We start from the raw sequence: 12,249 nt of genomic DNA on the forward strand, positions 1-12,249 counted from the left end.
ATAGGGACTGTTATCGTCGCGATAGAGGAACGAAACATGTCTGGGAGGAGATTGCATGTTTTCGAGTTTGAGAAGGGCGGCTTCTGCCGCTGCCATTGGCGCAGTGCTGTTGTCTGCGGGGCCGCTGGCCGCCGCCGATCCCGGCATTGATGCGGAAAACAAGGTTGTCACGATCGGCGCGTTCACGCCGGTCACGGGGCCGGTGCCGTTCTATGCCACTTTGACCCATGCCGCCGAGGCCTATTACAAGAACCTCAATGATAATGGCGGTATTGACGGCTGGACCGTCAATTACATCACCAAGGACGACGGCTACGAGCCGGCGCGCTCGGTCGCCGTTACCCGGCAGATGGTCGAGGATGACGGCATCTTTGCCCTGTCCGCGCCGATCGGAACGGCAACCAACGTCGCCGTTCTGCCCTATGCGCGGGAGGTTGATCTGCCCGTGGTCGGGCCGATCGGCGGCGCCAGCGCCTTCTTCGTCGAGCCGACCGTGTTTCCGCTGCTGCCGGATTATGGCTGGTCGGCGGCATCCAATGCCGAATATGCGATCAAGACGCTCGGTCATGAAAAGATCGCGCTTCTCTGGGAGAACGACGAACTCGGCAAATCGGCGAAGCGCGGCTTCGACACCTATATGGCCGACATCGGCATGGAGCCTGCCGAATCCATCCCCTTCGACGTGAAGACCACCAGCTTCAGCCCGCATATCCGCCGCGTCGCCAATTCCGGCGCGGAAGCCGTGATCCTGTTCGGTTCCAACGCCAATCTGGCGGCCGCGTTGAAGGCTGCGGACCTGCAGGGGCTCGACGTCGACTGGTTCGCGCCGTTCTTCACCGCCGATCCGTCGACCTTCAAGTTGGCCGGCGATCTCTTGGACGGCGTCTACTTCTCGTCCTGGCTGCTGCCGGTCAGTTCCGACGTTCCGGATATCGCCGCCTACCGGGATTCCATCGAGAAGTACTATCCCGACGATCCGGTCGGCGTGTTCGGCCTCAATGGCTGGAGCAATGCGGCGATCTTCCACAAGGGCTTCGAAGCGCTTCTGGCCTCCGGCAACGAACTGACCCGCGAAAACCTGATCGCGGCGCTGGAGACACTGAAGGATGCCGATGTCGGCGGCGCGAAGGGCGTGACTTTCGAGCCGGGCGACCATCGCGGCACCCGCCAGGAAGGCATCATCCAGGCCAAGGGCGACAGTTTTGAACTGGTGCAGCCGTTCCGGCCCTATCCCGCCGTGGTCTTCGACGCCAAGCCTGAGTGATGGCTTTCGCGCGCCGCGCTTTGTCGCGGCGCGCATTTCCTTTGAAATTGCATTGTTGAATGACGGGAGAACACAGGGATGTCCCTGATACCAGTCAGCGCCCCGGCGCGGATGGACGGAAAGATCGCATTTGTAACCGGCGCTGCCGGCGGCATCGGCCGCGCCACGACGCTGGCGCTTGCCGAAGCGGGCGCGACGGTGATCGCAACAGATATCGCCGATAAGGCCGAGTTCGACCATCCGGCGGTCAGCTATCGCCGCTACGATGTGACCTCGCGGGAAGAAACGGATGCTCTGGTCGCCGATATCCGCGCGACCCATGGCCGTATCGATGCGCTCGTTCTCTGCGCCGGCACGATCTCGCACCGTCCGCTCGGCGAAAGCACCGATGAGGAATGGCGCGCGATCCTCGACGTCAACCTGATGGGCGTCGTCAATCCGGTGCGGGCAGTGTTTCCGGTCATGGCCGAGCAGGGCATGGGCAAGATGGTCGCGCTAGGCTCGATTGCCGCCAAGATCGGCGGCGTTGCCTCCGGCCCGTCCTATGTGGCGGCGAAATCGGCGGTTCACGGACTGATGAAATGGGTGGCCAAAGCCGGCGCGCCGCAGGGCGTCTATGCCAGCATCATCGCGCCCGGGCCGGTGGAAACGCCGATGTGGGAAACAGTGACCCAGCGCGCGGCACCTTCGGCCAACGGCAATGTGCCGCTCGGCCGTTTCGGCCAGCCGGAAGATATCGCGCAGGCCATCCTGTTCCTGTGCTCGCCCGCCTCCAACTGGATCACCGGTACCGTTCTCGACGTGAACGGCGGCATGTTGATGGATTGATGTGATGAGCAACAACGAGACGATCGGATTTATCGGGCTTGGCGTCATGGGCGGGCCCATGTGTGCCAACATGGCGCGCAAACATGACGGCAAGGTTCTCGCCTTCGACCTGTCCGAAACGGCGCTGAAGGCCGTCGAGGACGCCGGCGCCGAGCGGGTCGGCTCGGTGAACGCGCTTGCCGAACAAGCGGACGTGATATTCCTGTCGCTGCCCGGCGGGCCGCAGGTCGAGGCTGTCGCAGGCGAGATCGCAGCCGCCGCGGGCCGGTGTTCGCTGGTTGTCGACCTGTCGACCACGCCGGTGGCGACCGCCCGCAAGGTGGCGGCCGACCTTGCCGCGCACAATATCGGTTTCGCCGATGCCCCCGTCGCCCGCACCCGCGAGGCCGCGCAAAAGGGCGCGCTTGCGATCATGGTCGGCGCTTCCGATGCCGTCTACCAGCGCATCCGGCCGATGCTCGACTATATCGCGACCGACGTCACCCATGGCGGCGATGTCGGCGCGGGGCAGGTGTTGAAGCTGGTCAACAACATGCTGGTCTTCGCCAACACCGTGGCGCTGGCGGAAATGATCGTGCTCGGCGAAAAGGCGGGCGTTGCCGCCGATGTGCTGCTGGATGCGGTCTCCAAGGGATCGGGCGACAGTTTCGTGCTGCGCAATCATGGCATGAAGGCGATGCTGCCGCGGGAATTTCCGGACAAGGCATTTTCGCCGGAATATGTACTGAAGGATATTTCCTACGTTTTCGAACTGGCGCAGCAATCCGGCGTGGCGCTGCCATCGGCGGCGGCGGCGCGGCGTTACTATGAAATGGCGACCACGACGGACCTGTCGGGACGCTATTTCCCCGGCGTGATCGAACTGGTGGAGCGGGGCGTGATGGCGGGCGACAAGGGAGAGGCCGAATGAGCGACATCTTCCGCGACCTCTTTCCGCTGCTCTGGTCGGGCATGATCACCGGGTGCCTTTATGCGCTCGGCGCGCTCGGGCTGGTGATGATCTTCAAATCGTCGCGCGTGGTCAATTTCAGCCACGGCAATGTCGCCGGCTTCGCCGCCTTCCTGATCTACGGTTTTTCCAGCGGCGCCCTGATGCAGCTGAGCTGGGGCGCGGCCGTGCTGCTTGCCATTCTCGCTGTCATCGCGATTGCTTGCCTGACCTATGCGGTGATTGCGCCGCTGGTGTTCGAGAGCGATCTCACCGCCACGATCGCGACGCTCGGCATCGGGCTGATCGCGCAGGGCGCGACGCTTCTCATCTTCGGGGCCGATATCGTCAGTCTCGACCTGCCGGTGCCGCGTTTCGGTATGTCGGTGCTGGGCCTGTTTATTACCGGCTATGACCTGACGGTGCTTGCGGTTGCCGTTATCACCATCGCGCTTCTGTTCTTCGTGGTCGATTTCACCAAGCTCGGCGTGGCCTTTAGGGCGATCTCGGTCAATCCGTTCGCGGCGGAAGTCTGCGGCCTCAATCTGCGCTCCGTCCATCTGTTTTCGTGGATCGTCGCGGCGGTGCTCGGCGTGGTCGGCGCGCTTCTGATCGTGCCGACCACGTTTCTGAGCGTCACCACGGTCGCTTCCTTCATGCTGCAGGCCTTTGCCGCAGCCGTCATCGGTGGCTTCGCCAGCCTGCCGGGCGCGCTGGTCGGCGGCATCCTCATCGGCGTTTTGATGAACCTTTTCACCTTCTATGTCTCGCCGGAGTTCTCCAGCACATTCTTGTTGGGCGTCATCCTTCTGGCGCTGAACATCTTTCCGAACGGCATTCTGGCCCGTGTAGGAGGCAGCCGTGTCTGATCATCCCGCAAGCCTGCAAAACGAACGTATCTTGCCGACCCGCCTCGCGCTCAGAAGCGACACGCTGAACCTCGTGCTGATCGCGGTGCTGCTGGTTCTGCCCTTCCTGCTCGGCGGGTCCTGGGTGTTTTCGCTCGGCCTCTGCTTTGCCAATGCCATCGGCGTGCTGTCGGTCAGCGTCCTGGTGCGCTATGGCGGCGAGGTCTCGATCGGCCATACCTTCTTTGCCGCCGTCGGCGCTTATTCCGTTGCCGTGCTGGACACGCGCTACGGCCTTTCTGTGCTGTTCAGCCTGCCGCTGGCGCTGGCGCTCGGCGTTATCAGCGGCATTGCCTTTGCCTGGCCCTCGCGCAAGCTGTCGGGGATCTACCTTGCCGTCTCGACCATGGCGCTGGCTCTTGCCGTGCCGGAACTGATCAACAATATGGACGGGCTGACCGGCGGCTATGAAGGGCTTTATGTGGCAACGCCTGCCGTGCCCGGCATCCCGATGGGGCTGCAACGTTATTATGTCGCTCTCCTGGTGCTTGCGGCTGCCGTCTACGGCGTGTCGCGGCTGCGCAATTCGCGTCAGGGTCTTGTGCTGCTGCTGTCGAAAACCCATCCGGCTGCCGCCGATGCCTTTGGCACGCGTCAGGTATGGGCGCGGGTGGCGGTCATGGGCATCAGCGGCGGTATCGCCGCGCTGTGCGGGGCCATGCTCGGCTTTGCCGGATCAACGGTCAGCCCCAGCGGCTTCACTTTCTGGTCGGCGATCTTTCTGCTGGTCGGTTCCGTCGTCAGTTTCTACGGCCTCAGCCTGTGGCGGGCTCTGCTCGGCGGCGCGTTCCTGACGCTGGTGCCGCAATTGCTCTCGTCCTCGGGCGCATGGATACCGGTGTTTTACGGTGTGGCCCTGCTCGCGATGATCCTCGCCGGTCACTACCTGCCGCGCCTGCGCGCGATTGCGGCCAAGCGAAAGGGAGACGAGTGATGGATGCGATGGCAAAAGCGCTTCGCGGCGACGGCATTTCGTTGTCCTTCGGCGGCATCACCGTTCTCAAGGATCTCGATGTCGAGTTTCGCGCCGGCGAGATCACCGGGCTGATCGGCCCCAACGGCGCGGGCAAGACCAGCCTGTTCAATTGCATGACCGGCGCTTATCGACCGCAGGGCGGCGCGATCACCTATGCCGGCGAGAGCCTCGACGGCCTGCCGCCGGCAGCGCGCGCCGGCAAGGGGATCGTGCGCAGCTTCCAGCATGTGGCGCTGAGCCCCGATCTCACCGTGCTGGAAAACGTGATGATCGGCGTTGCCCGCAACTATCGCGCCGGCTGGGCCCATGCCTTCCTGCCGACAGCGCGCGGGCGCAACGAGATGACGGCGATGCGCGAGGCCGCGATGGCGGCGCTCACCGAACTCGGCCTTGGCCAGGTCACGGGCAAGCTGCCCTCGGAGCTGCCGCCCGGCATGCTCCGCCTTGTCGAGATCGCCCGCGCCATCGTCGGCAAGCCGGACGTGCTGCTGCTCGACGAACCGGCGGCGGGTCTCAACAATTCGGAAACGCGCGACCTGATGCGCAGCCTGAAACGGCTGGTCTCGCCCGATCTCGTCATGGTCGTGGTGGAGCATGACATGGATCTCGTGATGTCGATCTGCGACCGGATCTACGTGATGAATTTCGGTTCACTCGTCACCTGCGGTGCGCCGGCCGAGGTGCGCGAAAACGAGGATGTGATCCGTATCTATCTGGGGAGCGACGATGACTGATCTTCTGACCATATCGGATCTCTCCGTGTTCTATGGCGCGAGCGCCCAGGCGGTGGACAGCGTTTCGTTTTCGGTGCCGACCGGCTCGGTCGTTGCCCTGCTTGGCGCGAACGGCGCGGGCAAGACCTCGATCATGAAGGCGATCGCCGGGCTTATTCCGGCTGAGGGCCGACAGGTCTTTGAGGGCGAGGACGTTTCCGGGCTTTCCGCCCGCGAACGGGTCAAGCGCGGCATCGTCTATGTGCCGGAGGGTCGCGAGATCGTCGGCGACATGACCGTGCGTGAAAACCTGACGCTTGGCGGCTATCACCTGAGCGGCAGGGAACGGAAATCGCGCGCGGAAATGGTGCTGGACCTGTTTCCCGAAATCGCCAACAAGGCCGACCGGCACGCTTGGCGGCTTTCCGGCGGCGAACAGCAGATGCTGGCGATTGGCCGCGGACTGATGGCGAAGCCGCGGCTTTTGCTGCTTGACGAGCCATCGCTCGGGCTTGCGCCGATGCTGGTTCGGCGGGTGTTCGACCGGCTGGGCGCGTTCCGCAGCGAAAGCGATCTGGCGATCGTGCTGGTGGAACAGAACCTGGCGATGACGATGCGGATTTGCGACGAATTGCATTTCCTGCGCGGCGGAAGGATCGTCGGTCATCGCACCGCCGCCGAACTCAGCGACAGCGCCGCCCGCCAGGAAGCCATCGACGCCTATCTCGGCGCCGCATCGGCGGCATAAGGGGGCGGGAATGAGCGAGGCCATCTGGAAAATCTACGGCATCCGCCACGCGATCAACCCGACGCGGACGCGCGGGCAGAACTTCATCCTCGAAAGTGATCCGGCGGCCAGCCTGCCGCTGGATTTCTATTCCTGGCTGCTGGTGAGCGACGACCGGACGATCGTGGTTGATACCGGAATGGACCCGGCCAAGGCGGAAAAGCACGGGCATACCCATGTTCTGAGCCCGGTTGAGGCTTTGTCGCGCTTGGGCGTTTCGGCGCGCGACGCCGATACCGTCATCCTGACCCATGCGCATTATGATCATCTGGGTTTTCTGGACGCATTCGAGAACGCGCATTTCTTCATGCAGTCCGAAGAAATGGCCTATGTCACTGGCCCGTGGATGGAGAAATGGTGGTTTCGACGGGCCTACGCGCCGGATGAGATCAACCGGCTGGTTAACCTGCTGCATGGCGGCCGGCTCACCCTGCACGGGCGCGAAATCGAGATCGCCGACGGCGTGACGGTGCACTGGGTCGGCGGCCATTGCGCGGGACAGGAAATCGTGCGGGTCAGGACCGCGCGCGGCTATGTGGTTCTCGCCTCCGACGCGCTCCATTACTATGAGGAATATGAGCGCGGCGTGCCTTTTGCCGTGGTGTTCAACTCCTCCGACATGATCGCCGCGCACGATACCATCCGCGCCCTTGCCGACAGCGACGACCATGTTCTGCCGGCGCATGATCCGCGGCTGGCCGAGATTTATCCACGGCCTGAAGGCGAGGAACATATTCTTCGTCTGGATGCCGCACCAAAAGCTTGGAGCAATCCGTGAAATATTGCATTATCCCGGTGAAGCACTGGTATAGTGGTTCGCGAAATTTCATGGAAGGTCAATACGTTGAAGCATCAGACCAAGGAAGAGCAGGTCGCGGATTATCTCAGAGAAGGCATTATTTCGGGCAAATTTCCGCGCGGGTCGAAGCTGAAACAGGCCGAAATCGCCGAAAGCATCGGCATGAGCATCACGCCGGTGCGCGAGGCGCTGAAGCTGCTTGCCGCGGAAGGCTTCATTCTCGGGACCTCGCATCGCGGCGCGACGGTCGCGCCCTTCGATATCAATGCGACGGAGGAGATCGTCGATCTGCGCGTGACGCTGGAATCGAAACTGGCGCTGCGCGCCATGGAGCGGCTGACCACGCAGCAGGTGGACGAGCTGCGCGATCTGCAGGCGCAGCTGGAGGCGGCTGCCGCGCGCGACGACAAGGACGCCGTGCGCTCCATCAACTACCGCTTTCACGAGGTGCTCTATTCCGCCGCCGGCCTGCCGCAGACGCTGCGTTTCGTCCGGGCGCTGTGGGCCCGCTACCCCTTCGACCTGATCAACAGGCTCGAAAACCGCATCGATCGCGCCTCCAAAGAGCATCGCGAGATGCTGGGCGCAATCCTGTCGCGCGACGAGGGCGCGATGCTTTCGGCATTGCGCAGCCACATCCGAGCCGGCTGGGACGAGTTCAAGGCCAGCTACACCGGCTAGGGCATCCTTCTGCCTGTTCCGGCCGGTTCGCCGAAACATTGCAGAGAGGAGATCCAAATGCCTGCCGGTAGTATCCTGCTTGTCATGGACATGCTCAACGACCTCGTTCACCCGCACGGGATGGGCGCGAAAACCTATGTTCCGCAATGCCAGGAACGGGGCATCTACACCAATACCGAGCTTGCCATCCGCCGCGCCCGAGAGGCCGGGGTCATGGTCGGCTATGTCCGCGTCGGCTTTTCGCCGAATTATGCCGAGTGCCCGCCCACTTCCCCGGTCTTTTCCAAGGCGCGCGATGCCGGGGTATTCAAGCTCGGCAGCTGGGGTACGGAAGTCTATTCGGACTTCGCGCCGCAGGAGGGCGATCCGGATATCATCAAGCATCGGGTCAGCCCGTTCTACGCCACAAAGCTGGAGCCGCTGCTGCGCGCCCAGGGCATCAAACGGCTTATTCTGTGCGGCGTTTCCACCAATGGCGTGGTTTCCGCCGCCGTACGCGAGGGGCATGACCGCGACTATGCCTGCGTAGTGCTGGAAGACTGCTGCGCCGGGGCCAACGCTGAAGAGCATGATTTCGCGCTCGCCGGTCTGCGGCGCTATGCCGAGATCACCACGGCTGCGGATGTTTCGCTGGGATAAAATGCATTTTATTGAGAGGCCTTAGCCGGTCTCTTGGTCGGATTGTGCTTAATCCTGGGTTATTTCATGCTATAACGACCAAAAAATGCATTATTTTCGGAAAAGACGTTGACCAAAGAAAATAAAATGCATTAACTGACGGTCAGTAAACGAAGCTTGAACGCGGCGCGGGAGCGTCGGCAGAGCGTCTTGAGAGGAGAGAGACACGTGACCATGGGCGACACCAAGGAACAGACCAAGAAAGCCGTCGGCGGCGCGCCAGCCGAAGGGCTGATCACGGACGAGGCGGTTGCGGCCGCCCGCAACATGATCGGCCTGCAGCTGCGCCCGGAAGGGCCCTACCTGCAGGACGCCACCACGGATACGCTGCGCAACTGGTGCAACGGCATCGGCGACCTGAACCCGCTCTACCGCGAGCAGGAATATGGCCGCAATTCGCGCTATGGCGGGCAGGTCGGCCATCCGATGTTTCCCATGGCCTTCGGCTGGGTCGGGCGCACCCGCTGGGGCCTGCCGGGCGTGCACGGCTTTTACGCCGGCAATGACTGGGAACTGTTCCGCCATATCCGTCCCGGCGACCGCATCAGCGCGATCGAGCGCGTCGTCGGCGTCGAGGAGAAGGAGAGCAAGTTCTCCGGCCGCCTGGTACTGCAATATGTCGAGGCGAGCTATTCCAACCAGCGCGGCGAACTCGTTGCCCGCGCGCTCGGCACCTGCACCCGCCACGAGCGCAAGGCCGCCCGCGATGCCGGCAAGTACAAGGACATCAAGACCCACGAATATACGGCCGACGAATATGAGGCGCTCGACGACGCGATCATGCGCGAGCCGGAACGCATTCGCGGCGCCAATGTGCGCTATTTCGAGGATGTGACGGAAGGCGAGAGCCTCGACCCGATCGTGCGCGGCCCGCTGTCGCTGATGGATACGATGGGCTTCCTCGTCGGCTGCGGCCGCGGCCACACCCATGGCGTGGTCTTCCAGGCGGCGATGAAGCATCCGGGGCATTTCTTCCGCAATCCGGAGGCCGGCGGCGGCATCGAATATACCGGCATCGGCCATCACCGCGAAAGCACGGCCAAGGAAGTCGGCGTGCCCGGCGTCTATGATTACGGGCCGCAGCGCTCCTCGTGGATGGCCTCGCTGGTGACCAACTGGATGGGCGACGCCGCCTTTCTCAAGCGGGTCCGCACCGAAATGCGCCGCTTCAACACGATGGGCGACAGCACCTGGTGCAAGGGCAAGGTCTCGCGCAAATACGTCAAGGATGGCCATGCGCTGGTCGATCTGGAGATCTGGGGCGAAAACCAGCGCGGCGAAGTGACAACGCCGGGCGTTGCGACGGTGATCCTGCCGAGCCGCGATCCCGAGCTTCGGGTGTTCTTCGACGGTTCCGCGCTCGATCTCGAGCTCCCCGTCGTACGCTGACAATGAAGCGTTTCCGCCGGGCCCGGAGACAGGGGCCGGCGGAGCACGATCGCAATGCCGGCGCGCCCCTTGAGGGGAGCGCTCCGGGACTTGAGGAGGAGGTCCCGCCATGCAACAGGACACGCCGCTCAGCGGCATCAGGGTTATCGAGCACGCCAGCGGCGTTGCCGGAGCCTGGGCCGGACGCCTGCTCGCCGCCATGGGGGCGGAGGTGATCATGGTCGAGCCTCCCGGGCTTTGCCCCTTGCGCAAGCGCGCGCCGCTTTTCGAAAACGGCAGCAGCGCGCTTTTCGCCTATGTCGCTGCAGACAAGCGCAGCGTGGTTTTGGATCTTGCAACAACGGACGGTCGGGGCGAGCTCGATGCCCTGGTTGCGGGCGCTGCCATCCTGATCGACGACACGCCGCTTGGCGAACGCGATGCGCTCGGCCTCGATGAGGCCGCCATTGCCGCCCGTCACCCGGATATTGTGCATCTTTCCGTGCTGCCTTTCGGCGCGGCCGGCCCGAAGGCGGGCTGGAAGGGCGAGGAAATCAATCTCATTCACGCCGGCGGCGAGGGCTATCTTCTGCCCAATGGGCTTTCGGCAACGCTTTTCCCGGATCGTCCGCCGCTCAAGATCGCCGGCCACTTTGCCGAGATGCAGGGCGGCGTCGCCGCAGCACTCGCCGGCCTGGCCGCGCTCTGGTCGGGCGAGGGGCAATTCGTCGATGTTTCTGTCCAGGACGCCAATCTCGCCGTCGGCGCCTTCGCGCTCCAGCGTTATGGCGACGGTTCGGTCGAGCACCGGCTGACGCGCTCGTTCCGCTATGGTGGCGTGATCGAATGTCGCGACGGTTATGTCGAGCTGCTGACGCTGGAAGAGCGGCAATGGCGCGGGCTTGTCGAACTGATGGGTCATCCCGAATGGGCCGCCGATGACGCCTTCAACGACGCCGTGGAACGCAGCGCCCGCGGCGAGATGATCAACCGCGAAATCCACGCTTTCGCGCGCGCCCATGATGTCGAGGACATCGTGGCGCGCGCGCAGAAGCTCGGCGTGCCGATGGCGCGCTACAACACGCCCGAACAGGTGCTTTCCGGCGCGCACGAAACCGCGCGCGGCATCTTCCAGAAACAGGAATGGCCGGGTGTCGGCGCAATCTCGGTGCAGACCGCGCCGTTCCGTTTCGGAGCGGAGGCGCCCAGGCTTGCGGCGGCCGCACCCCAGCCGGGCGCCGATCAGGCGCTTGTCTCTTCGGCAGCGGAAAAACGGAGGGCTTCGGCATGAAACCGCTTGCCGGCATCAGGATCGCCGATTTCACCGTTCATGCCGCGGGTCCGTTCTGTACCCATATGCTGTCGCAGCTCGGCGCCGAATGCATCAAGATCGAGACCGCGCTGCGCCCCGATATTTTCCGAAAGCCCCATGCGGTTTATGGCCGCGTGGGCCCGGCGACCTTCGATCAGGTGGCCTCGAACAAATTGTCGGTGCGGCTGAACCTCAAGCATCCCGAGGGCGTGGCGCTCGCAAAGCGGCTGGTTGCAAGCTCCGATCTCGCGGCCGAAAGCTTCCGCGCTGGCGTCATGGAGCGGCTGGGGCTCGGCTATGAAGCTCTGAAGTCGGTCAAGAATGATATCGTCATGCTTTCCGTCTCGTCGTCCGGGCAGACCGGGCCGGACAGCCATTTCGCCGGCTATGCGCCGCTGTTCGGCGCGTGGGGCGGTCTCGGGCATCTGACCGGATATGCCGACGGACCGCCGGTCGAGATGCGCCATGTGATGGACCATTCGGTGGGCATGAATGCGGCGCTCGCCGCCGTCGCTGCGCTCACGCGCCGCAGGCGCACCGGCGAGGGCTGCCATGTCGATATCGCCGCGCGCGAGGTTGCCTCGTCGCTTGCTGGCGATGCGATAACAGCGGCGTCTGCTGGCATGAAACAGTATCGGATGGGCAATGCCGATCCGCAATTTGCGCCGCACGGCCTCTATGCCACGCGCGAGGAAGATCGCTGGCTGAGCATCGCCGTCACCTCGGATGCCGAATGGGCAGCGCTGGCCGGCATCATCGGTCATCCGCAGCTTGCGGAGGACTCCCGCTTCGCTACCGCAGCGGCGCGTGTCGAGGCACGCGCGGCACTTGACCCGATCGTCGCCGCATGGGCAGCGGGTGTGGAAGCCGAAGCGGCCGCGCGCGACCTTCAGGCGAAGGGCATTGCCGCGCATGTTTCCTGGCGCGCTGCCGATATCGCCGCCGATCCCCACATGCGCGGCCGCGGCAGCGTGGTGGAGGTTACCGAAACTGATGGAAGCCACCGC

13 protein-coding genes are annotated in these 12,249 nt (G+C 63.9%); all 13 read left to right on the top strand.

The genetic code is table 11. The features are described from left to right. Window positions 1-55: 55 nt before the first annotated feature. Window positions 56-1,264, top strand: a complete 1,209-nt coding sequence (locus tag B4E36_RS24220; protein WP_292057621.1) for an ABC transporter substrate-binding protein — start codon at window positions 56-58, stop codon at window positions 1,262-1,264. Window positions 1,265-1,342: 78 nt separating this feature from the next. Beyond that, window positions 1,343-2,092: an SDR family NAD(P)-dependent oxidoreductase gene (locus B4E36_RS24225; protein ID WP_292057624.1), complete on the top strand. Its 750-nt coding sequence runs from the start codon at window positions 1,343-1,345 to the stop codon at window positions 2,090-2,092. Window positions 2,093-2,096: 4 nt separating this feature from the next. Further along, window positions 2,097-3,002 carry an NAD(P)-dependent oxidoreductase gene (locus B4E36_RS24230; protein ID WP_292057626.1) on the top strand — a complete coding sequence of 302 codons (906 nt, stop codon included), beginning with the start codon at window positions 2,097-2,099 and terminating at the stop codon, window positions 3,000-3,002. Beyond that, window positions 2,999-3,889: a branched-chain amino acid ABC transporter permease gene (locus tag B4E36_RS24235; protein WP_292057627.1), complete on the top strand. Its 891-nt coding sequence runs from the start codon at window positions 2,999-3,001 to the stop codon at window positions 3,887-3,889. Before B4E36_RS24230 ends, B4E36_RS24235 begins: the two co-directional genes overlap by 4 nt. Further along, window positions 3,882-4,862 (top strand): branched-chain amino acid ABC transporter permease, encoded by a 981-nt coding sequence (locus B4E36_RS24240; protein ID WP_292057631.1) that lies wholly within the window; start codon window positions 3,882-3,884, stop codon window positions 4,860-4,862. The genes B4E36_RS24235 and B4E36_RS24240 overlap by 8 nt, the downstream gene beginning before the upstream one ends. Continuing rightward, on the top strand, window positions 4,862-5,638 hold the full coding sequence (locus B4E36_RS24245; protein ID WP_292057633.1) for an ABC transporter ATP-binding protein: 777 nt from the start codon (window positions 4,862-4,864) through the stop codon (window positions 5,636-5,638). Before B4E36_RS24240 ends, B4E36_RS24245 begins: the two co-directional genes overlap by 1 nt. After that, window positions 5,631-6,365: an ABC transporter ATP-binding protein gene (locus tag B4E36_RS24250; protein ID WP_292057636.1), complete on the top strand. Its 735-nt coding sequence runs from the start codon at window positions 5,631-5,633 to the stop codon at window positions 6,363-6,365. The genes B4E36_RS24245 and B4E36_RS24250 overlap by 8 nt, the downstream gene beginning before the upstream one ends. A gap of 10 nt (window positions 6,366-6,375) precedes the next feature. Then, the gene (locus B4E36_RS24255) at window positions 6,376-7,182 is read left to right on the top strand and encodes an N-acyl homoserine lactonase family protein (protein ID WP_292057637.1); all 807 of its coding nucleotides are present in this window, start codon (window positions 6,376-6,378) and stop codon (window positions 7,180-7,182) included. Between the two features lie 66 nt (window positions 7,183-7,248). Then, window positions 7,249-7,884, top strand: a complete 636-nt coding sequence (locus tag B4E36_RS24260) for a GntR family transcriptional regulator (RefSeq protein ID WP_292057639.1) — start codon at window positions 7,249-7,251, stop codon at window positions 7,882-7,884. 57 nt (window positions 7,885-7,941) lie between these two features. Next, the gene (locus B4E36_RS24265) at window positions 7,942-8,523 is read left to right on the top strand and encodes a cysteine hydrolase family protein (protein ID WP_292057641.1); all 582 of its coding nucleotides are present in this window, start codon (window positions 7,942-7,944) and stop codon (window positions 8,521-8,523) included. A gap of 213 nt (window positions 8,524-8,736) precedes the next feature. Next, window positions 8,737-9,951 (top strand): FAS1-like dehydratase domain-containing protein, encoded by a 1,215-nt coding sequence (locus B4E36_RS24270; protein ID WP_292057916.1) that lies wholly within the window; start codon window positions 8,737-8,739, stop codon window positions 9,949-9,951. Window positions 9,952-10,060: 109 nt separating this feature from the next. Next, on the top strand, window positions 10,061-11,221 hold the full coding sequence (locus B4E36_RS24275; protein ID WP_292057643.1) for a CoA transferase: 1,161 nt from the start codon (window positions 10,061-10,063) through the stop codon (window positions 11,219-11,221). Continuing rightward, window positions 11,218-12,249: CaiB/BaiF CoA transferase family protein (locus B4E36_RS24280; RefSeq protein WP_345900920.1), on the top strand; the 1,032-nt coding region annotated here is incomplete at its 3' end. The genes B4E36_RS24275 and B4E36_RS24280, both read left to right, overlap by 4 nt.

Source organism: Martelella sp. UBA3392 (assembly GCF_002358775.1).
GTDB lineage: Bacteria > Pseudomonadota > Alphaproteobacteria > Rhizobiales > Rhizobiaceae > Martelella > Martelella mediterranea.

Bases quoted from the DNA above. Each gene is read 5' to 3' on its own strand.
- B4E36_RS24220 (WP_292057621.1), top strand. From the start codon at position 56: ATGTTTTCGAGTTTGAGAAGGGCGGCTTCTGCCGCTGCCATTGGCGCA.
- B4E36_RS24225 (WP_292057624.1), top strand. From the start codon at position 1,343: ATGTCCCTGATACCAGTCAGCGCCCCGGCGCGGATGGACGGAAAGATC.
- B4E36_RS24230 (WP_292057626.1), top strand. From the start codon at position 2,097: ATGAGCAACAACGAGACGATCGGATTTATCGGGCTTGGCGTCATGGGC.
- B4E36_RS24235 (WP_292057627.1), top strand. From the start codon at position 2,999: ATGAGCGACATCTTCCGCGACCTCTTTCCGCTGCTCTGGTCGGGCATG.
- B4E36_RS24245 (WP_292057633.1), top strand. From the start codon at position 4,862: ATGGATGCGATGGCAAAAGCGCTTCGCGGCGACGGCATTTCGTTGTCC.
- B4E36_RS24250 (WP_292057636.1), top strand. From the start codon at position 5,631: ATGACTGATCTTCTGACCATATCGGATCTCTCCGTGTTCTATGGCGCG.
- B4E36_RS24255 (WP_292057637.1), top strand. From the start codon at position 6,376: ATGAGCGAGGCCATCTGGAAAATCTACGGCATCCGCCACGCGATCAAC.
- B4E36_RS24265 (WP_292057641.1), top strand. From the start codon at position 7,942: ATGCCTGCCGGTAGTATCCTGCTTGTCATGGACATGCTCAACGACCTC.
- B4E36_RS24270 (WP_292057916.1), top strand. From the start codon at position 8,737: ATGGGCGACACCAAGGAACAGACCAAGAAAGCCGTCGGCGGCGCGCCA.
- B4E36_RS24275 (WP_292057643.1), top strand. From the start codon at position 10,061: ATGCAACAGGACACGCCGCTCAGCGGCATCAGGGTTATCGAGCACGCC.